The sequence below is a fragment of the Microtetraspora malaysiensis genome (assembly GCF_050947145.1).
Classification (GTDB): domain Bacteria; phylum Actinomycetota; class Actinomycetes; order Streptosporangiales; family Streptosporangiaceae; genus Microtetraspora_A; species Microtetraspora_A malaysiensis.
Window position 1 is genome coordinate 6987652 of record NZ_CP191998.1, and the last position, 19594, is coordinate 7007245.

The 19594-nt window shown below is 71.0% G+C and carries 22 protein-coding genes; 12 read left to right on the plus strand and 10 right to left on the minus strand.

All coding sequences use genetic code 11. The features are described 5' to 3' along the window. Nucleotides 1–31: 31 nt before the first annotated feature. From ACQP1V_RS32900 to ACQP1V_RS32920, 5 genes are all read left to right on the plus strand, one after another. On the plus strand, nucleotides 32–223 hold the full coding sequence (locus ACQP1V_RS32900) for a mersacidin/lichenicidin family type 2 lantibiotic (RefSeq protein WP_433414035.1): 192 nt from the start codon (nucleotides 32–34) through the stop codon (nucleotides 221–223). 37 nt (nucleotides 224–260) lie between these two features. Beyond that, nucleotides 261–455 (plus strand): mersacidin/lichenicidin family type 2 lantibiotic, encoded by a 195-nt coding sequence (locus ACQP1V_RS32905; protein WP_433414037.1) that lies wholly within the window; start codon nucleotides 261–263, stop codon nucleotides 453–455. Between the two features lie 5 nt (nucleotides 456–460). Further along, nucleotides 461–655, plus strand: coding sequence for a hypothetical protein (locus tag ACQP1V_RS32910; RefSeq protein ID WP_433414039.1), 195 nt, complete (start codon nucleotides 461–463; stop codon nucleotides 653–655). Nucleotides 656–799: 144 nt separating this feature from the next. Then, nucleotides 800–3628 (plus strand): helix-turn-helix transcriptional regulator, encoded by a 2829-nt coding sequence (locus tag ACQP1V_RS32915; RefSeq protein WP_433414041.1) that lies wholly within the window; start codon nucleotides 800–802, stop codon nucleotides 3626–3628. A 168-nt stretch (nucleotides 3629–3796) separates the two neighbouring features. Beyond that, nucleotides 3797–4027, plus strand: coding sequence for a response regulator transcription factor (locus ACQP1V_RS32920; protein ID WP_433414043.1), 231 nt, complete (start codon nucleotides 3797–3799; stop codon nucleotides 4025–4027). 49 nt (nucleotides 4028–4076) lie between these two features. On the opposite strand, the gene ACQP1V_RS32925 is transcribed toward ACQP1V_RS32920, so the two are convergent. Beyond that, complete coding sequence (locus tag ACQP1V_RS32925) at nucleotides 4077–4838, minus strand: MgtC/SapB family protein (protein WP_433414045.1); 762 nt, start codon at nucleotides 4836–4838, stop codon at nucleotides 4077–4079. Between the two features lie 303 nt (nucleotides 4839–5141). On the opposite strand from ACQP1V_RS32925, the gene ACQP1V_RS32930 reads away from it, so the two are divergent. Continuing rightward, nucleotides 5142–6896, plus strand: coding sequence for an ABC transporter permease (locus tag ACQP1V_RS32930; protein ID WP_433414047.1), 1755 nt, complete (start codon nucleotides 5142–5144; stop codon nucleotides 6894–6896). 14 nt (nucleotides 6897–6910) lie between these two features. Further along, nucleotides 6911–8206, plus strand: coding sequence for an ABC transporter ATP-binding protein (locus ACQP1V_RS32935; RefSeq protein ID WP_433414050.1), 1296 nt, complete (start codon nucleotides 6911–6913; stop codon nucleotides 8204–8206). A gap of 3 nt (nucleotides 8207–8209) precedes the next feature. On the opposite strand, the gene ACQP1V_RS32940 is transcribed toward ACQP1V_RS32935, so the two are convergent. Beyond that, nucleotides 8210–8623, minus strand: coding sequence for an ArsR/SmtB family transcription factor (locus tag ACQP1V_RS32940; protein ID WP_433414052.1), 414 nt, complete (start codon nucleotides 8621–8623; stop codon nucleotides 8210–8212). Between the two features lie 319 nt (nucleotides 8624–8942). On the opposite strand from ACQP1V_RS32940, the gene ACQP1V_RS32945 reads away from it, so the two are divergent. After that, complete coding sequence (locus tag ACQP1V_RS32945) at nucleotides 8943–9596, plus strand: hypothetical protein (protein ID WP_387410300.1); 654 nt, start codon at nucleotides 8943–8945, stop codon at nucleotides 9594–9596. A gap of 198 nt (nucleotides 9597–9794) precedes the next feature. Next, nucleotides 9795–10172 carry a helix-turn-helix domain-containing protein gene (locus ACQP1V_RS32950; RefSeq protein WP_387410301.1) on the plus strand — a complete coding sequence of 126 codons (378 nt, stop codon included), beginning with the start codon at nucleotides 9795–9797 and terminating at the stop codon, nucleotides 10170–10172. A 3-nt stretch (nucleotides 10173–10175) separates the two neighbouring features. Here ACQP1V_RS32950 and ACQP1V_RS32955 read toward each other — a convergent pair whose 3' ends face one another. The 3 genes from ACQP1V_RS32955 to ACQP1V_RS32965 all read right to left on the minus strand — a co-directional run bounded on the left by ACQP1V_RS32955 (nucleotide 10176) and on the right by ACQP1V_RS32965 (nucleotide 11782). Beyond that, the gene (locus tag ACQP1V_RS32955; protein ID WP_067136967.1) at nucleotides 10176–10772 is read right to left on the minus strand and encodes a ClpP family protease; all 597 of its coding nucleotides are present in this window, start codon (nucleotides 10770–10772) and stop codon (nucleotides 10176–10178) included. Further along, nucleotides 10769–11374: a ClpP family protease gene (locus ACQP1V_RS32960; protein WP_433414055.1), complete on the minus strand. Its 606-nt coding sequence runs from the start codon at nucleotides 11372–11374 to the stop codon at nucleotides 10769–10771. The genes ACQP1V_RS32955 and ACQP1V_RS32960 overlap by 4 nt, the downstream gene beginning before the upstream one ends. A 117-nt stretch (nucleotides 11375–11491) precedes the next feature. Continuing rightward, nucleotides 11492–11782, minus strand: a complete 291-nt coding sequence (locus ACQP1V_RS32965) for a response regulator transcription factor (RefSeq protein ID WP_433414056.1) — start codon at nucleotides 11780–11782, stop codon at nucleotides 11492–11494. On the opposite strand from ACQP1V_RS32965, the gene ACQP1V_RS32970 reads away from it, so the two are divergent. After that, nucleotides 11757–12947: a serine hydrolase gene (locus ACQP1V_RS32970; RefSeq protein WP_433414058.1), complete on the plus strand. Its 1191-nt coding sequence runs from the start codon at nucleotides 11757–11759 to the stop codon at nucleotides 12945–12947. The genes ACQP1V_RS32965 and ACQP1V_RS32970 overlap by 26 nt on opposite strands. A 26-nt stretch (nucleotides 12948–12973) precedes the next feature. On the opposite strand, the gene ACQP1V_RS32975 is transcribed toward ACQP1V_RS32970, so the two are convergent. The 4 genes from ACQP1V_RS32975 to ACQP1V_RS32990 form a co-directional block, all read right to left on the minus strand. Then, a complete protein-coding gene (locus ACQP1V_RS32975; RefSeq protein ID WP_433414061.1) occupies nucleotides 12974–13573 on the minus strand; it encodes a helix-turn-helix domain-containing protein in 600 nt (199 codons plus the stop codon). 105 nt (nucleotides 13574–13678) lie between these two features. After that, the gene (locus ACQP1V_RS32980; protein ID WP_061254207.1) at nucleotides 13679–13873 is read right to left on the minus strand and encodes a ferredoxin; all 195 of its coding nucleotides are present in this window, start codon (nucleotides 13871–13873) and stop codon (nucleotides 13679–13681) included. A gap of 49 nt (nucleotides 13874–13922) precedes the next feature. Beyond that, nucleotides 13923–15140: a cytochrome P450 gene (locus ACQP1V_RS32985; RefSeq protein WP_433414062.1), complete on the minus strand. Its 1218-nt coding sequence runs from the start codon at nucleotides 15138–15140 to the stop codon at nucleotides 13923–13925. A gap of 134 nt (nucleotides 15141–15274) precedes the next feature. Next, nucleotides 15275–15946 (minus strand): TetR/AcrR family transcriptional regulator, encoded by a 672-nt coding sequence (locus ACQP1V_RS32990; protein ID WP_433426040.1) that lies wholly within the window; start codon nucleotides 15944–15946, stop codon nucleotides 15275–15277. Nucleotides 15947–16408: 462 nt separating this feature from the next. Between ACQP1V_RS32990 and kdpA the strand changes: the two genes are divergently transcribed. Together kdpA and ACQP1V_RS33000 are read left to right on the plus strand one after the other, a co-directional pair. Next, the gene (gene kdpA, locus ACQP1V_RS32995) at nucleotides 16409–18073 is read left to right on the plus strand and encodes a potassium-transporting ATPase subunit KdpA (RefSeq protein ID WP_433414063.1); all 1665 of its coding nucleotides are present in this window, start codon (nucleotides 16409–16411) and stop codon (nucleotides 18071–18073) included. Nucleotides 18074–18115: 42 nt separating this feature from the next. Then, nucleotides 18116–18865 (plus strand): DUF4118 domain-containing protein, encoded by a 750-nt coding sequence (locus tag ACQP1V_RS33000; RefSeq protein WP_433414065.1) that lies wholly within the window; start codon nucleotides 18116–18118, stop codon nucleotides 18863–18865. A 31-nt stretch (nucleotides 18866–18896) separates the two neighbouring features. On the opposite strand, the gene ACQP1V_RS33005 is transcribed toward ACQP1V_RS33000, so the two are convergent. Beyond that, entirely contained in the window at nucleotides 18897–19589 is a 693-nt protein-coding gene (locus ACQP1V_RS33005) for a formylglycine-generating enzyme family protein (RefSeq protein WP_433414067.1), read from the minus strand. Nucleotides 19590–19594: the final 5 nt, after the last annotated feature.

The following is a 19594-nucleotide window of genomic DNA, read 5'->3' on the forward strand; positions in this document are numbered from 1 at the left end:
CCCCACGAACCCCAGAAAGGAGGTGAACTCCATGGACCATGACCTGATCCGCGCCTGGAAGGACGAGGACCACCGGGACAGCCTTCCGGCGGGCCTCGGCCACCCGGCTGGTGACATCAACCTGAGCACGGCCGCCGACGCGAGCAACACCTGGTGGATCACCAGCACCGCTCCCTGCACCTTCATCACCATCATCTTCGGCACGTTCCAGAAGGACAGCTAACGCCGCTTCCCCTCACTCACAGGAAGGAACCCCCCTCATGAACCACGACATGATCCGCGCCTGGAAGGACGAGGACCACCGCGAGGACCTGGCCGGGATGGCCCACCCCGCGGGCGACATCGACCTCACCTCCGCCACCGGCGCCGACGCGCAGGTCACGAGCTGGCTGTGCGTCACGGTCACCATGTCGCTGCTGCTGCGCTGCTTCCCCGGTCAGCCCCAGGAGACGTGATACCGATGAACGAGATCCGCGCATGGAAGGATGAGGACTACCGGGAGATCTTTCCCGGTCTGATTCACCCGTCCGGACAGATCGACCTCAGGTCGATCAGCGCCGCGGACGGGGACTCCTTCAACCTCACCAGGATCCTCACCTGGTGGTTCTGCGGCCCGGTCGGGACCGAACACCCCAACTTCCCGACTGAACAATAGCCGCCCCAGTATGGCCCGCCCGGGCGTGCTCCCGGGCGGGCCATCGCCGTTCTCTCCCTTGTCGCCCGCAGGTCAGGATGACCTTCACATGCTGTGAGGTGATCGCCTACTTTGGAACGAGATCTCGCGTCTCGGATGGTGAGCATGCACGATCCTTTCTCGGCGTCGCCCGGGCTGATCGGACGCGCGGCCGAACTGGGGCGTCTCGACCGGGCCGCTGGCGACGTGGCCGCCGGGCGGTTCCGCACCGTCTCCATCACCGGAAGCCCCGGCATCGGCAAGACGCGGCTGCTGGCCGAGCTGAGCCGGCGCGCCGGCGAACGCGGCTTCACCGTCATGTCCGGCAGGGCCACGGAGTTCGAGAGGAGCTTCCCGTTCGCCGTCTACATCGAGGCGCTGACGCCGTGGTCGCCGCCCGAACCGGACGACGCGGAGGCGCGGACGGCGCTGGAGACCCTCGTGTCGATCTCCAGGGGAGACCACGAGCCCGAGGCGAGCACCGACCGCTACCGGTTGTACCGCGGCATCCGGCGCCTGCTGGAGGTGGCGCCCGGCTCGATCGCCCTGCTCCTGGACGACCTGCACTGGGCCGACCAGCCCTCCCTGGAGCTCACCGAGTACCTGCTGCGCAAGCCACCGCGCGGCGGCCTGCTCGTCGCGGTGGCGTACCGGCCCGCGCCGCTGCCCACCGGCGTCGCCGCCGCCCTGCCCCAGGCGGACGACCAGGCCGTGTTCCTGGATCTGCGTCCGCTTGAGGAGAAGGACCTCGCGGAGCTCTTCCCCGGCGCCGGCCCGCATCGGCGGCGGTTGCTGCACCGGGCCAGCGCCGGAAACCCGCTCTATCTGCACGCGCTCGCGGACGCCGGCGACTCGGTCCTGGCCGGGTTGACCGGCGGCGAGTACCCCGTGGGCGGGCCGCGGGCGCTGCAGGGGCTGCTGCTGGCCGAGCTCGACGTCCTGCCCGACGACCTGCGCCGGGTCGCCCAGGCGCTGGCCGTCGCCGGCGACCAGGCCTCCCTCGACCTGGTGGCCTGGATCGCCGAGACCGGCGAGGAGGAGACCGCCGACGCGCTGGACCGGCTCTGCGCGCACGGCGCCGTGGTGCCCACCGACGCGTTCTTCACTTTCCGGCACCCGCTGCTGCGCGCGGCCGTCTATCGGGACGCGGGCATGGGCTGGCGCACGCGGGCACACGAACGCGCCGCGGCCTACCTCGACGCCCATCGCGGGCCGGTCACGCTGCTCGCGCATCACGTCCAGCGGTCGGCCCGGCAGGGCGACGAGCGGGCGGCCGCCATCCTGCACGAGGCCGCGGCGGGACTGCTCGACGTTGCGCCGGCCACCGCGTCCCGCCTGCTGCGTACCGCGCTGCGCGTCCTCCCCGCCCGGAAGGACCTGACCTCGCGGAGGATGACCATGCTCATGGCGCTCGCCCGCGCGGTCGCCTCGGAGGGCGAGCTGGCCGAGGGCCGGGAGATCCTGGAGGCGGTGCTGCCGGGGCCGGAACCCACGTCCCTGGAGGCCGCGGCATTCGCCTCCGTCCTGTCCCGCCTGACGGGCGACCTGGACGCGGCCAAACACCTGCTGGTCAGGATGCTGAATCGGGGCGCCGACGCCTGTCCCCACACCGCCAACATCCTGATCGAGCTGGCCGCGCTCGACTCGCTCCGGCTCGACAGCGACGAGGCGTGGCGACACGCGCTGGCGGCGCTGGAACAGGCCGGCGAGCTGGGGCATGAGGCGCTCGCCGCGACGGCGCACAGCCTGCTCGCGCTCAACGCGGCGCAGCAGGCCCGTACCGGCGACGCCGAGGTCCACGTCGAACAGGCCACCCGGATCGCGGACGGCGTCGCCGACGCGGAGCTGCGCCCGCACGCCGCGCTCTTCGCGCCCCTCGCGCTGGTCGAGGCGCAGCTCAACCTCCGGGATCGGGCCGCCCGGCACCTCGCCAAGGGGCTGGAGCTGGTCGGCAACCAGGGGCTCGACCCCGGTTTCCCCTTCCTGCGCATCGTGGAGGTCGTCCTGCTCACCCGCGAGGGAAAGCTCTCCGCGGCGGTCGCCGCCGCCGAGGAGGCGGCCGAGCTGGCGGCCTTCCCCAACAGCCATGAGCTGACCGCGACCGTGTGGGCCGCGGCACTGCCCGCGCTGCTGTGGCTGGGCGGCCCGCAGGCCGCCCTCACCGCGGCCGACCGGCTGATCGGCCCGGCGCTGCCCCGATCGGCGTGGTGGTCGGAGCTGACCCGGCTCAACCTCGCCACCGTGAACTTCCACGCCGGCCGGGTGGCCGCCTGCCTCGCCCAGCTCACCGCCGGCCCGTGGTTTCCGCAGACGGCGGCCGGCGCGGGAATCTACCGGCAGGCGCTGCACGCGGTCTCCGCGGCCCGCTTCAACGACCTGCACAGCGCCCTGCTCCTGTCCGACCTCGGCCTCGCCGACGCCAAGGGCCTCGGCATGGACCACCAGCTCGGCGCCGCGCACCACGCACGGGCGGAGGTCCTGCTCCAGTACGGCGAGCTGGAGGAGGCCCTGCCGCACGCGTCGGCGGCGGCCACCTACTTCGCCGACGCGGGCGCGGCGATCGACGAGGGCCGGGCGCGTCAGCTCCTCGCGACCTTGCACTCCCGGAACAGCGACCCGACGGCGATGCGGGACGAGCTGGCCCGGGCCAAGGCGCGCTACGCCGAATGCTCGGCCGCCTGGCTGGAGAAGCAGCTCGCCAAAGCGGAACTGCGCATGGCGGCGAGCCTCACCCGGCAGGCCGAGGAGCCGGCGGGACTCAGCGAACGCGAGCGGCAGATCGCCGCGCTGGCCGGTTCCGGCCTCACCAACCGCGAGATCGCCCAGCGGCTCTACCTGAGCCCCAAGACGGTGGAGGCCCACCTGGCCCGCGTCTTCGCCAAGCTGGACGTGCGCTCCCGGGTCGAGCTGACCCGCAGGCTCGCAGCGGACACATCTCCGGAGCACTCGCCGTAGACGACGTGCTGGACGAGCCCCGCTCACGCGGTCCCGCCTCGGTGTCGGGACGGCCACGCAGCCGACGCGGCACCGGAGCGCGTCGCCGACATCAAGGACTTCCTGGCCGCGCTCGACCGGATCGCGGCCGGCGAGACCGTCCTCGACCCGGAGGTCGTCACCCAGATCATGGGCGCGAGCAGGCGCGCGGAGTCTCTGGGCACGCTCACTCCCAGAGAACGCGACGTGCTGGCCATGATGGCGGAGGGGCGCTCCAACAACGCCATCGCCAAAGCGCTGTTCCTGTCGTCCGGCTCGGTGGAGAAGCACGTGACGCAGATCTTCACCAAGCTCGGTCTTTCTCCATCAGAAAGCGACCACCGCCGGGTACTCGCCGTCCTGCGCTATCTCCAGGCCTGACCGACGCGATACGCCCGCCCCCGGTCGCACCCGTGGGTTCTTCTTCGAGTCAGGGGGCCGCTACCCCCTCCTCCTGGCGTGCGGTCACGACCGGGCCGGGCAGCGGTGCGGCGTGATCATCGGCGGTGCGCCACTCCACGGTGTGGATGCCGGGCTCAAGGAACATCCGGGCGACCAGATGCTCCAGCCGCGCCGGGGCGTCCCCGTCCAGCAGAAGGTGGGCGGTGAACCGGGTGTCGCCGGTCGGGTCGGTTCCGATGCTGTCGATGCCGCGGAGGATCACCTCGCCGCCGCTCGTGCACTGGACGAGAAGGGCGCGGATGTGCTTTTCGGCCTCGGCCAGGCAGGTGAGGTTCAGCAGGTACGGGTGCAGGTCCTCGACCGCGCCGGGCGTGTCGTGGTCGATGAGCCGTCCCAGCGGCCGGCCGAGCAGGTGGACGGCCAGGACCACGATCGTGGCGATCCCGGTGAAGACGAAGTGCCCGGAGGCGGCGAGCACCCCGACGGCGGCCGAGCACCACAGGGTGGCGGCGGTGTTGAGCCCGCGGACGTTGAATCCGTCGCGCAGGATCACCCCGGCCCCGAGGAAGCCGATCCCGGACACGACGTAGGAGGCGACCCGGGTGGGGCTTCCGCTGTCGCCCACCGCGTCGGAGTAGAGCACGAAGAGGGTGGCTCCGGCGGCGACGAGCGCGTTGGTGCGCAGACCGGCCATCCGGGCGCGCCACTGGCGCTCCAGACCGATCAGCGCGCCGCACCCCACGCCGACGGCCAGGCGTAGCACGAACTCGACGGTGGTCAGAGTGTTCATGATCGATTACCTCCTCGCCGTCGAGGCACGCATCGAGGCCGCCGTGTCGCGGCCATAACCAGTCTAATTGACTAGTTGCGCGAATACGCAAATAGTACACCGCCCGCCCGGGATCCTGCCCCGGCACCGAGCGTCCGGCCAGTTCACGGGGTATTCCGTAGGGGTGTCAAGCTCGCAGCGGCGAGCAAGGAGGCGGCCGGCGGACGACGATCCCGACAGTCCCGGCCGCCTCGCGCCCGCCGCCTGACCCGGGCCCTGCGAGGCGGCTTCCGGTGTCGGTCTCTCGCAGGAAGGTGTCGCGGCATGGGTGTCCCACGCTCCCCGGCGAATCGCCTGGCCCCGTCGCGCCCGCTTTCGCCACGACTGGGGTGGTTCTCCTGGGTAGACGCGGTCGTCGCCGCGGGACTGCTGGTTCTGCTGTACGTGGTGATCCGCCTCGGCAAGGACGTCACGCTGTCGTTCGTGCCCACGCAGGTCAGCGGCATCGACACCGACCCGGCGCACCTGCCGTACTACGCCGGCCGCAGCCTGCTTCGGATGTTCGCCGCGCTCGGGGTGTCGCTGGTCTTCGCGCTGGTGTGGGCCTACGCGGCGGCGCACTCACGGCGGCTCGAACGCGTGCTGATCCCCGCGCTCGACATCCTCCAGTCGGTGCCGGTCCTGGCGTTCCTGACGGTGGCGGTGACCGGGTTCGTCGCGCTCTTCCCCGGATCACTGCTCGGCCTGGAGCTCGCCTCGGTGTTCGCGATCTTCACGTCCCAGGCGTGGAACATGGCCTTCGCCTTCTACCATTCGCTGATCACCACGCCCCGCGAGCTGGACGAGCTGTCCCGCGGCATGGGCTTCTCCCGCTGGATGCGCTTCTGGAAGGTCGAGCTCCCGTCGGGCGCGATCGGCCTGGTGTGGAACGCGATGATGAGCTTCGGCGGCGGCTGGTTCTTCCTGGTCGCCTCCGAGCTGATCAGCGTGTCCAACAGGGAGTACACGCTGCCCGGGGTCGGCTCCTACGCGGGCGCGGCCATCGTCGCCGGGAACCTCGGCCACGTCGGCTGGGCCATCCTCACCATGGCGATCCTGGTCATCGGGGTGAACTTCCTGTTCTGGCGTCCCCTGACGGCGTGGGCCGAACGGTTCAAGGTCGAGCAGTCGGAGGCCGCGCAGGTGCAGCGGTCGCTGGTGCTGGACTTCCTGCGCCGGGCGAACTGGCCCCGCCTGCTCGGCCGGGCCCTGGCGCCGCTGCGGGAGGCCGCCGGCCGGGCGGGGCGGGTGTTCGGCGTCGACGACCGGCCGTTCCTGGTGGACGCACGGCGCAGGCGGGCCGGAGACGTCCTCTTCACCGTCGTGACGCTGGCGCTGATCGGCTGGGGCCTGGTCAGCCTGGTCGGCTACCTCGCCGGACAGCCCGCCGGGCTGTCCATCTTCGTCGAGCCGCTGCTGCTCGGGCTGGCCACGCTGGCCAGGGTGATGGTGCTGGTCGCCGTGGCCACCCTGATCTGGGTGCCGATCGGCGTGAAGATCGGGTTCTCGCCGCGGCTGACCCGCATCGCGCAGCCGGTTGTGCAGATCCTGGCGAGCTTCCCGGCGAACTTCCTGTTCCCGCTCGCGACGTGGCTCTTCCTGCGCACGGGGTTGTCGCTCAACATCGGCGGCATCCTGCTGATGGCGCTCGGGGCCCAGTGGTACATCCTGTTCAACGCCATCGCCGGGGCCATGGCCATCCCCACCGACCTGCGCGAGGCGATGGACGACCTCGGCGTACACGGCCGGCGCCGCTGGAGGCGCCTGATCATCCCGGGGGTCTTCCCGTCGTACGTGACCGGCGCCATCACCGCCTCCGGCGGAGCGTGGAACGCCTCCATCGTCGCGGAGGTCGTCACCTTCGGCGGCACCACGCTGACCGCCACCGGCCTGGGCGCGTACATCGCCCACGCGACCGCGGCGGGCGACCATCCGCGGCTCCTGGCCGGAGTCGCGGTCATGAGCATGTATGTGGTGCTCATCAACCGCCTCGTCTGGCGCCGCCTGTACCGGCTCGCCGAGCACCGCTACTCGTTGTGACCGCGGGAGAGCTCATGACCCTGCTGACCGTGACCGGCCTGACCAAGAGCTACGCGGGCGCCGACGGCGATCTGCCGGTCCTGGCCGGCATCGACCTCGACATCGACGAGGGCGAGATCGTCGCCCTGCTCGGCAAGAGCGGCTCGGGGAAGTCCACGCTGCTGCGCTGCCTGGCCGGGCTGATCCCGCCCAGCTCCGGGACCATCACGTATCGGGGCCGGCCGTTGACGGGCGCCAACCCCGGCACCGCCATGGTCTTCCAGACCTTCGCGCTGCTGCCGTGGCTCACCGTGCGGCAGAACGTCGAGATCGGCCTGGAGGCGCGCGGCCTGCCCGCCCGCGAACGCCGGGAGGCCGCGCTCAAGGCCATCGACCTGATCGGTCTGGACGGGTTCGAGTCGGCCTATCCCAAGGAGCTGTCGGGCGGCATGCGGCAGCGTGTCGGCTTCGCCCGCGCCCTGGTCGTGGAGCCCGACGTGCTGCTGATGGACGAGCCCTTCTCCGCCCTCGACGTCCTGACCGCCGAGAACCTGCGCGGCGAGCTGCTGGAGCTGTGGGAGTCCGGCGAGTTCCCCACCAAGGCCATCGTCGTGGTCACCCACAACATCGAGGAGGCCGTCCTGCTGGCCGACCGGGTCGTGGTGCTCGCCGCCCGCCCCTACGGCACGATCCGCGCCGCGTACGACATCCCGCTGCCGCGCCCCCGTGACCGCGACAGCACCGACTTCACCAAGCTCATCGACGTCATCTACCAGACCATGACCGGCCGGGACCACGGCACCCCGCTGCCGCCGCCGGGCGTGCGGGCGCCCGCCAAGCGCACCCCCGCCAACACCCCGCTTCCGGCGGCCGGCGTGGACGGCCTCTCCGGTCTGGCCGAGATCCTCCAGCGGCACGGCGGCCGCCTGGACTTCGCGGAGCTGACCGACGAGCTCAGCCTGGAGGTCGACGACCTGCTCCCGCTGATCGACGCGCTGGAACTGCTGGGCTTCGCCGCCGTCGAAGGCACCGAGGTCCGGCTCACTTCGCAAGGGTGCGCGTTCTCCGAGGCCGACGTGCAGACGTCCAAGGAGATCTTCGCTCCCGCCGCGATCGAGATCCCGCTGGTGCGCTTCATCGCCACCAGCCTGGCCAACAGCGTCGGCGGGCGCCTGCGCGCCGGATTCTTCCGCAACGTCCTGGCCCACCACTACACCAGCGAGCAGGTCGCCGAGCAGCTGAACGTCGCCACCGACTGGGGCCGGTACGCGGAGCTGTACTCGTACGACACCCTGCACGAGGAGTATCGCCTGGACCCGCCGCCCGGCTGACGGTCAGGAACTCGCCGGACGCAACCGGCTCGGCAGCAGCTGCCACCCCACGCCCGCCGCCGCCTCCCGGGGCGGCGCGGGGCCGTCGTCCGGCGGCTCGATCACGCCCGTCACGTATCCGGTCAGCAGCCCGGCCTCCGCCATCAGGCCGGCGACATGCTGGTTGGCCGCACGGTAGAAGATCCGCGTGCCGTCCCTGCGCGAGCTCACCAACCCCGCCGCGCGCAGCTTGGCCAGATGCTGGGAGACGGAGGCCACGTGCGCGCCGACGATCTCGGCCAGCTCTCCGACGCCCCGTTCCTGGCTGGAGACCGCGTACAGGATCTGGAACCGGGTCGGATCGGCGATCGCCTTGAGCACCTCCACGATCGCCTCTACCGGAACGACCGGAGAACCCTTGGGAACTTGCGCGACCATGCAACAAGTCTAGGTCGTTTGACAAGTCAAGCCCGGGGCAGCGTTTGTCAGACACTCCCTGGCCGCGGAAAAACAGCAGCCCACCGGACCTTCTCACGAGCATCCACGCTCTTCGTGCCCGCGCTCCAGGTGACCACCTCTGGTGACCGGCCCTCTGGTGACCGGAGCGGACGCCGCTGCCCGTACGCACCGGCGCTCCCTGACGGTGTCCTGCGGAAGTCATGACCGATGATCCGCGCGTGTCCCTGCCAAACAGACCCCTCGCATGTTACTTATTGTGACCAAGCAATCACCTACAGCGATCTACCGGGAGATGCCCATGAACGCTCCTCGATCCCGCGCCCACGTCGTCGGCGGTCTCGCCGCCGCGGCCGCGGCCGTCCTGGGAATGGCCCTCGTGGCCGCCCCATCGGTGGCCGAGGGGATGTCGAGCGGCGCCGCCAAGCCCGCCACACCGGTCGCCGCCCCCTCGCCCAGCCAGCCGGGCGGCCACACGGTGCTGACCTGCACCATCAGCACCAACAGCGGCCAGCCGATCACGTTCAACCCGCCGGTGAGCCAGGAGGCCCGCACGGTGACCGTCAAGGGCCCCCTGACGCTGACCAACTGCGCCTCCCCCGACAACAGCTTCCCCAACCTGCGTTCCGGGAAGATCACCATCCAGGGCAGCGGGCAGCTGTCCTGCGTCGGCGGCGCCCAGAACGTCACCGGCACGGGCACCATCACCTGGAGCGACGCCAAGGGCCAGGCGCTGGGGACCTCCACGATCCGTCCCAACCTCAACGCGATGAACTCCTACAACGCCGGCGACATGCTGCTGATCGGTGAGGTCACCGAAGGGAAGATGAAGGGCAAGCGGATCGCCGGGAACGCGACGCCCACCTCGGACATCAGCCAGTGCTCCAGCAAGGGCGTGAGCAGTCTCCAGGCCGGCGGCACCGTCGCCTTCGTTGCCGTCGACACGCCGAGGTAGTCCGGCCCCGATCGGGAACAAAGCGGCCGCGGGGCGGCGGACGGATCGCCGCCGCCCCGCGGCCGTCTTCGGGCAGGAGGGGGCTCGTTCGGTCCCGGACCGTGGGCTGCCCGCCGGGGACGCCCAGGGAACTCGGCTCGCTCACCTGTCCGCGAACAAGCGTTCTTCCGCGGATCCGGACGTGCCAGACTGCGAGGCATGGCAGCCTCGGGCCGATCAGTGGTCATCGACATCCGGACGCGCCGGGCCGGCAAGGAGCGCGGCCCCGAGATCCCCGACGACCCGGACCCGTTGCTGCGCAACGTCTACGGAGAGATCCTCCGCGACGAGCGGCTGGACCAGGACCGCACGCTCGACGACGTGGCGCGTACGGTCGGCATGTCGAAGCAGTATCTGTCGGAGGTCGAGCGCGGCCGCAAAGAGCCGTCGTCGGAGATGCTGCATTCGGTGTGCGACGCGCTCGGGTTGCCGATCGAGCATTTGCTCACCCGCGCCGTCCGGCGGATCACGGCGTCGCGCCGGATCGCGACGCACAGGCCGTCCGGTACGCCGCGGGTGGAGCTGCTGGCGGCATGAGCGCTACAACGTCTCGCGGGTGATGATCAGCTCGTCGACCAGGCCGTACTCGATGGCCTCGCGAGCGTTGAAGACCCGGTCCCGGCTGGTGTCCTTGCGCAGCTGGGCGACGTCCACTCCGGTGTGGGAGCTGAGGATCTCCTCGGTCTGCGTGCGCACGCGCATTATCTCGGCCGCCTGCAAGGTCAGGTCGGAGATGGTGCCCTGCCCCTGCGAGGACGGCTGGTGCAGCAGCACGCGGGAGTGGGAGAGCGCGAACCGCCGCCCGGGGGCTCCGGCGGCGAGCAACACCGCGGCGGCGGATGCCGCCTGGCCCATGCAGTACGTCGCGACCTTCGCGCGGATGAACTGCATGGTGTCGTAGATCGCGAGCATCGCGGTCGTCGAGCCGCCGGGAGAGTTGATGTACAGGTTGATCTCCTGGTCGGGGCTCTCCGCCTCCAGGTGGAGCAACTGTGCCATCACGACGTTCGCGACGCCGTCGTCGATCTCGGTTCCGAGGAAGATGATCCGCTCGTTGAGCAGCCGGCTGAAGATGTCGAACGACCGCTCCCCCACCGGGGTCCGTTCGACCACGTACGGGATCGTGTACTGCGTCATGACGAGAATCCCATCGGGTGAGCCGCGTACGGCGCGAGGCTGTGGAAGGAGTCGACGATCTCGTCGATGATCCCGTAGTCGCGGGCCTGCTCCGGTGTGAACCAGCGGTCCCGGTCGCTGTCGGCGGCGATCTCCTCGATCGTGCGTCCCGTCTCCGCGGCGAGGATCTCCTCGGACTGCCGCTTCATGTACCGGAGGTTCTCGGACTGGATCGCGATGTCGATCGCCGTGCCGCCGATGCCGGCCGACGGCTGGTGCATCATGATCCGGCTGTGCGCGAGGCTGATCCGCTTGCCGTGTGTGCCGGACGCCAGCAACACCTGCCCCATGCTCGCGGCGAACCCGAGCGCGACGGTGACCACGTCGTTCGGGACCAGCTTCATGGTGTCGTAGATCGCCAGCCCGGCCATCACCGACCCTCCGGGCGAATTGATGTACAGGATGATGTCGCGTTCGGCATCGGCCGAGGCGAGCAACACCATCTCGGCGCACGCCCGCTCGGCCATCTCGTCGTCGACCTCGCCGGTCAACAGCAGGGTCCGTTGCTGGAACAGCTTCTCGTTCAGCCGATCCCGATAACTCATGCTCGGTGAAACACGCATGGCGCCTTTGTATCCGCCGCATCCCCGCGACCTGCCGATATGTCTGCTGAGGGCAGACCGCTCAACGGCTCGCGCCGCGCGCCGAGGGCCGGACGAGATCCTCCTGCGCCTCCTCACCTATGGCTTGGGGCCCAGGTAGGCGAGGACCGCCGCCACCCTCCGGTGCACGTCCCCGCTGTTCTCCAGCCCCAGCTTCGTGAAAATGGCACTGACGTTCTTCTCCACGGAGGAGATCGACAGATGCAGCGCGTCGGCGACGGCCGAGTTGGAGCGGCCGTGCGCCATCTCCCGCAGCACATCGCGTTCGCGTCCGGTCAGCGCCTCCTGCCGGCCACGGAGGTCGCGCCGGGCCAGCATCCCCGACACGCCCGCGGGCAGGCAGGTGCGCTGGCTGCTCGACGCCGCCACCCGCCCGCCGATCGCGGAGAGCGAGCTGCGGGAGCACTTCGCCGCCGCGTTCCTCCAGAGCATCCCCGCTGACCAGCTCAACCAGACCCTGACCGCTTTCACGGGCATGCGGCTCCAGGAGCTCACCCGCTCGGAGAGCACCCTGCTGACCGCCGTGGTCGAGGCGGCCGGCGCCCTGTTCAACCTGTCGCTCACGACGGACGGCGCCGGCCTCATCGACGGACTGCTGTTCTACATCGCCCCCGCGCCCAACGACTGGGCGGAGCTGGACCAGCGGCTGAGCACGCTCGCGCCGCAGGCGGGGTTCATCGCCGCGGAGGTGACCAAGGACGGAACCTGCCGCCCCGTGCACACCGTCGCCCCCGGTACGGCGCGCCCGCTCAGCTCCATGTTCAAGCTCTATGTGCTGGGGACCGTGGCCGAGCGCATCGCGAGCGGGGCGTTCAGGTGGGACACCCAGCTCACGATCACGCCGGAGCTGAAGAGCCTGGGGTCGGGCGAGCTGCAGAACCGCCCGGACAACAGCAAGGTGTCAGTGCTGGAGGCCGCCAAGCTGATGATCTCCATCAGCGACAACACCGCCGCCGATCTGCTCATCCACAAGGCAGGCCGCAAGAACGTCGAGCGTACGGCGCGGGCCTGGGGAGCCCGCGACAAGCGCGACACGCCCTTCCTCACCACGCGGGAGATGTTCGTGCTCAAGGGGGCCGACTATCCGCGGCACGCCAAGAAGTACCTGTCGCTGGAAACGGCCAGGCGACGGACGTACCTGGACAAGGTGGTCGCCAAGGTGCCGCTGTCCGGCATCGCCGCGTGGACCGCACCACGCGAGCTGGACACGATCGAGTGGTATGCCTCCCCGGCCCAGGTGTGCCAGGCCTTCGCCCGGCTGTCGAAGCTGCCCGACAAGCGCGTCGGCGAGGCCCTGTCGATCAACGACGCGGGGCTCGCGCTGGACAAGGCAGAGTGGCCGTCCGTCTGGTTCAAGGGCGGGTCGGAGCCCGGGGTGCACGACCTGGGCTTCCTCGCCAGGACGGCGGACGGGCGGGCGTTCGTGGTGACGACCCTGGCGAGCGACCCGGAAACTCCGTTCGACACGGGACGGACGGCCTCGGAGCAGCTGGGGCTGACCCGTGGCGCGTTCACACTGGTCAAGGGCTCCTGAGCGGATCTGCCTTCGGGGAGGGCCGGTCAGGTCGCCGCATTCTCGCGGGAGCGGGGCCGGGTGCGGATGTGCATCCGCTCTCCTTGACGGCCGAACAGGTTGAGGACCTCCACGGGAGAGTCGCCCGCGGGGCCGAACCAGTGCGGCAGGCGGGTGTCGAACTCGGCGGCCTCACCGGGGCCCATGACCAGATCGTGGTCGGCCACGATGAGCCGCAGGCGTCCGGACAGGACGTACAGCCACTCGTAGCCCTCGTGCGTGCACAGGTCCGGCCGGTTCTGCTCCGCCGGGATGATCGACTTCCAGGCCTGCAGCGGCCCGGGCTGGACGGTCAGCGGGATCACCGTACGGCCGTTGCGGACGCGGGGTGTGCAGCGGACCCGGGGGTCGCCCACCTCGGGCGCCCCGACCAGCTCGTCCAGCGACACCTGGTGGGCCTGCGCGATGGGCAGCAGGAGCTCCAGGCTCGGGCGGCGCTGTCCCGACTCCAGCCGGGACAGCGTGCTCTTGGAGATGCCGGTGGCCTCGGCCAGCGCCGTCAGGGTCACGCCGCGCCGGGTGCGGATGCGCCGGAGCCGGGGGCCGACCTGGGCCAGCGCGGCGGCGATCGGAGATTGCTGTTCCACGCTCCCATTCCACCGCGCCCCTCCCGGAAATCGCAACTGGTGTTGCCGGTTCGGCACCGGTCCTGCGCCGCCCGGTTGAGGACGTGTCCGGTTGCCGGTGGCCCCCTACTCCTCGACGCGGATGGCCCGCGCGGGGCACACGGCCGCGGCCTGCCGGACGGCGGCGGCCAGGTCGGCGGGCGGGGTGGGGTCGAGCAGCACCACGACGCCGTCCTCGTCGCGCTGGTCGAACACCTCGCCGACGGCGGACACGCACTGCCCGGAGGCGATGCACCTGTCCTGGTCGATGACTATCTTCACGGGTTCCTCTCACCTTCCGCCGATGGGGATGCCGGGCCGGCGACGTCGGTCACCAGGCCACGGGGAGCTCGTAGACGCCGTAGACCTGGCCGTCGTGCTTGAACGGGATCCGCTCCAGCTCCGTAGCCAGCCGCAGCGTGGGGGCGCGCCGGTAGAGCGTGCCGTAGGCGACCTGCAACTCCATGCGGGCCAGCGGCTGGCCCAGGCACTGGTGGACGCCGAAGCCGAAGGCGACGTGGCGGCGGGCGTCGCGCCGCAGGTCCAGCCGGTCGGGGTCCGGGAAGGCCACGGGGTCGCGGTTGCCGATGTCGTTGGCCAGGATCAGCCCGTCGCCGGCGCGGATGACCTGGCCGCCGATCTCGATGTCCTCCAGGGCGACCCGGCGGCGTCCGCTGTGCGTGATGTTGAGGTAGCGCAGCAGCTCCTCCACCGCCCCGGCGATCAGCTTCGGATCGTCCGTACGGCGGAGCAGGTCGAGCTCGTCGGGGTGCTCCAGCAGGGCGAGCGTGCCGAGCGCGATCATGTTCGCGGTGGTCTCGTGTCCGGCGACCAGCAGCAGCACCCCCATCCGGGCGGCCTCCGGCCGGGTCAGCTCGCCGGCCTTGATCCGCTCGGCCAGCCGGGAGAGCAGGTCCTCGCCGGGGTGGTCGAGCTTCTGCCCGACCAGATCGTCCAGGTACCCGACCAGCCGGGCGAACGCGGCGGCGCGCTCCTCGGGGTCGGCCTCACGCCTGATGAGAATCTTGCTGTTGTCCTGGAAGAACTCGTGGTCGGCGTAGGGGACGCCGAGCAGTTCGCAGATCACCAGGGACGGCACCGGCAGGGCGAACGCCTCGACCAGGTCCACCGGGTTCGGACCGGCCAGCATGTCGTCGATCCGGCCGTCCACGATCTTCTGCACGGCCGGGCGCAGCGTCTCGATCCGCCGGACGGTGAACGGCGCCTGCACCATGCGGCGCAGCCGGGCGTGCTCGGGATCGTCCATCAGGATGAAGCTGATGGCCGAGCCGTTCCTGGACACGACCGGGGCCGATCTCGGGTAGCCGGGGCGGGTGACGTCGGCGCTGACCCTCGGGTCGGCGAGCAGCGCCCGCTGCTCCTCATAGCGGGTCACCAGCCACGGCGTGCTGCCGTCCCACACCTTGACCTTCGCCAGCGGTCCCTGCTCCTGCAACGCGTGCAGGACCGGTGGCGGGTCGAACGGGCAGCTCGCCGCCCGGGCGCCGGGGAACTGCGGAACCTCGGCCGGATTCACGGTTTCGGTCATCGCTTGCGTCCTTTCACAACGGGTCGGCTCACAAGGGGTCGGCACGGAACGAGGCCGGACGGCATGGCTCCGGTCCGCCCGCGACGGTGGAGGGAGCGCTCAAGCGCTCTCGGCTGCCTCGTCCACGCTGATCTTCATGTCGGTTCCTGGCCGCTTCGGGGCGTCTCCCCGCCCAGGGTGACGGGCGCCGCCCACAGGCCGGTGATCGCGTCGATCAGGCCGGTCGCGGCGTCGTGCCAGCTGGAGCGGGGGGTCGGCCGTCCCTCGGCGAGGGCGCGCTCGCGCTCGGCGCAGATGTGCACCATCAACTGGCTGGTCATCTCGCCGCGCTCGGCCCGCACCTCGACCGGCAGCCTGGGCAGGCAGGCGTTCAGCCCATCGAGGATCCGGAGCAGCGTGGGCGAGGTGAGCGCCTCGACGATCATGATTTCGCGCAGCGCGGGGTCGGTCATCACCTGGGCGCCGAAGCGAGCGAACCAGGTGGGGTTTCCCAACGCGGCCAGATGTTCGGTGAGCGGGCGTACCAGGCAGGCCACCCAGTCCCGCACCTCGGTGGAGCCGTCGATCTCGGCCAGCATCCGGCGGCGGACGGCCTCCATCCGCTCGGCGTGCCCGCGTACGATCGCGCGGACCAGATCCGCCTTCGTCCCGAAGTGGTAGCCGACCGCGGTGTTGTTGCCCTGCCCGGCGGCCTCGCTGACCCGCCGGTTGGACACCGTGAACACCCCGTGCTCGGCGAACAGCCGCTCCGCCGCCGTGAGGATCTGCTCGCGGGTCGCGCTGACCCGCTCGGCCCGGACCGCCATGGTCACCACCGCTCCGGGACGTCCCGCGGCCCGCCGACGATCAGGCCGTCGTCTTCGCTCACCTGGAACCCTCCCGATTTGACCACTTATGTGTGATGAGTAAATCCGTCGAGTCAGCTTAAGTCAATCAATTGATTTAAAACTTTCCTCCTGCGCTTCCGAGATTCCCGCCGAACGGCCGCCGTCGCGAGGGGCGCCAAGAACGCGTATGTCACCCACGTCACCCACGTCATCGGCGCACGCGCGCCCGGCCTGTCGTCAGCCGGGGTATGTACCCGGCGTCACGACGCCGCGTGCGACGTCAGGAGCGCTTCCATCCGCTGACCGGACGGCGGAGCGCCGCGGCAACACATGATCGTTTCGGCGAGGGGCAGACGAGGAGCAGGCGATGTCAGCGATCTCCACCGCGTCCGCGCACGGCCCGGCTCTCCGCGCCTCCGCGTCCCGTCCGGACCCCGCGGGATGACCGGGTGGCCGCAGGCCGCGTTCGTCGTGGTGGTGATCGTCGCGCTGCACGTCCCCCTCGGCGACTACCTGGCCCGCGTCTACACCGACGCCCGGCACTGGCGGGTCGAGAGGGTGATCTACCGGCTGTGCGGGGTCGATCCGGACAACGACCAACGCTGGCCGCACTACCTGGGGGCTCTTCTCGCGTTCTCCGGCGTCGGCGTACTGCTGCTGTACATCGTTCTGCGGGTACAGCCGGTGCTCCCGCTGTCCCTCGGCCGCACCGGGCTCTCCCCGGCGGCCGCGTTCAACACCGCCGTCAGCTTCACCACCAACACGAGCTGGCAGAGCTACTCCGGGGAGGCCGCGATGGGCCACCTCGCGCTGGCGGCCGGCCTGGGCGTGCAGGCGTTCGCGAGCGCGGGCGTGGGCATGGCCGCCGGGGTCGCGCTCGTCCGGGGGCTGGACCGGCAGCGTACCGACCGCATCGGGAACTTCTGGGTCGATCTCGTACGGAGCGTCGTCCGCGTCCTGCTGCCCCTGTCCCTGGTGTTCGCCCTCGTCCTGGTGGCGCTCGGCGTCATACAGAACCTCGACGGCACGCTGGGGACGGTGACCACACCGGCCGGCGGCCGGCAGACGATCCCGGCCGGTCCGGTCGCCTCCTGGGAGGCGATCAAGCTGATGTCCGGCGACGGCGGCGGGTTCTTCAACGCGAACAGCGCCCACCCGTTCGAGAATCCCACCCAGCTCAGCAACGTGATCGCGATCGTGCTGATGGTGCTGGTGCCGGCCGGTTTCATCCGCATGTTCGGCCGGTTGGTCGGCGATCGGCGGCAGGGCTGGACGCTCCTCGCCGTGGCGGGCGTCCTCTTCCTGCTCGCGACCGTCTGCGCCGGAGTGGTGCAGAACGCCCACCCGGGCACGGTCCCCACCGCGGTGGGCGCGGCGGCGGAGGGCACCGAGACCCGTTTCGGCGTGCCGGGAAGCACCCTGTTCGGCGTCACCGCGACCTCCTCCGCCGACGGCGCGGCGAACTCCGCGTACGGCAGCTTCACCAGTCTGGGCGGCGGGGTGCTGATGGCCGGCATGATGCTCGGCGAGATCAGCCCGGGCGGCTGCGGCAGCGGCCTGTACGGGCTGCTGATGATCTCGCTGATCGCGGTCTTCCTGGGCGGTCTCATGGTCGGGCGCACTCCGGAATACCTGCGCAAGGAGATCGGCGGCCGGGAGATGAAGGCGGTGGTCCTCTACCACCTCGTCACCCCGGCCGCCGTGCTCGTCGGGTCCGCCCTCGCCGTGGGCACGTCGAACGCGCGCACGGCGGCGGGCAACCCGGGCGCGCACGGCGTTTCCGAGGTCGTGTACGCCTTCACCAGCGCCGCGGCCGGCAACGGGAGCGCGTTCGCCGGGCTGAACTCCGGCGGCACCTTCTTCCAGATCGCCCTCGCGATCGCCATGCTCGCCGGCCGCTACCTGCCGATGATCTTCGTCGTCGCCCTCGCCGGGATGCTGGCCGGCCGGCCCCGGGGGATCGCCACGGCGGGCACGCTCCCCAGCCACGGCCCGGTGTTCGCGCTGATGACCGTCACCGCCGCGCTGATCGTCGGCGCTCTCGGCTACCTGCCCGTCCTGTCACTCGGCCCGCTGGCGGACGGACTGCGCCACGCGCTCGGTTGATCGCCTGGCCGCCGTGCTAGACAGAGAGAGGGGTGATGACCCATGCCTCGCTTCCTGAACCGGGACCTCGCGGCGGTCGTCGCCGCGGTGCTGCTCCCCCTCGTCGTCGCGGCGATCATCGTGCCCTTCCGCGGGGCCCTCTCCAACACGAACGTCGCGCTCATCCTCGTCGTGGCCGTGGTGGCCGTCGCCACCACGGGGAACCGCCTCGCCGGAGCGCTCGCGGCGGTTTCGGCCGCCGTCTGGTTCGACTTCTTCTTCACCCAGCCGTACGAACGGTTCACCATCGTCAAGGCGGCGGACGTCCAGACGGCGGTCCTGCTGCTCGTCGTCGGGCTGGTGACCTCACAACTGGCCGCCTGGGCCCGCCGCCTGAAGGTGATCACGGTCACCGACGCCGACTACCTCGCCCGCGTCCACGAGGTCGCCGCGCTGTCCCAGTCCGCCACCTCGTCCGCCGCCGTGGTCACCGCCGTGCAGGAGCACCTCACCGACCTCCTCCATCTGCGCGACTGCCGGTTCGAGTACGGAACCCTGCTCGGCCATCCGCCGCGCCTCGAACAGGACGGCACCGTGACCGTGGGCCGCAGGCACTGGGACGTGGAGCGGAAGGGGCTCCCCGATCAGGAGATCGAGCTGCGCACGTTCGCCAACGGCCGTTTCTACGGGCGGTTCATGCTCCGGCCCGCGCCCGGCAGCAGGCCTTCGCTCCAGGCGCGGCTCGTCGCGGTGACCCTGGCCGACCACGCCGGCCACGCGCTCGGCGTGACCGCCGAACGGGGGACGCGCTGAGCTCCGGCCGGCGAGTTCGGCGGTCCGGCGTTCAGCGCGACCGGGCCAGGCGGAAGCCGAGGTCGTCGATGCGGAAGGTGGGGTGGCTCTTGCGGCGGCAGGACGCCCGGCATCCACGGGGGTGGTCGTACACGCCGCCCCCGCGGAACACGCGGTACGGGCCGTAGACGGTGGGGTCGTAGACGTCCCAGCACCACTCCCACACGTTGCCGATCATGTCGTGCAGGCCCCAGGCGTTCGGCGCCCGGGTGGCGACGTCGTGGACCTCGCCGCCGGAGTTCCCCCGGTACCAGGCGATCTCGTCCAGCTCTCCGTACCGGACGCCGGAGGTCCCGGCCCGGCAGGCGTACTCCCACTCCGCCTCGGACGGGAGGCGGTAGCCGTCGGCCGCCCAGTCGCAGACCACGTCCTGCCCGTCGGGATCGCTCCCGATCGTGTAGCAGAGGTCGAGCCCCTCCGCCCGGGAGAGCAGGTTGCAGAACCGGACGGCGTCCAGCCAGGAGACGTCGGTCACCGGCGTGCGCGGCCCGGCCGGGCTCTCGGGAGCCTCGCCCACGACCGCGTGGTACAGCTCGCGGGTGACGGGGTGGGGAGCCAGCCGGAAGGCCGCGACCTCGACCGTCCACCGTGTCTTCGTACCCTCATCCCGCAGAACGATCTCCCCGGCGGGGATCCCGATCAGGCGCCCGGCGATCGCCTGGTCCGGCATCGCTCCACGATTCATCCCCG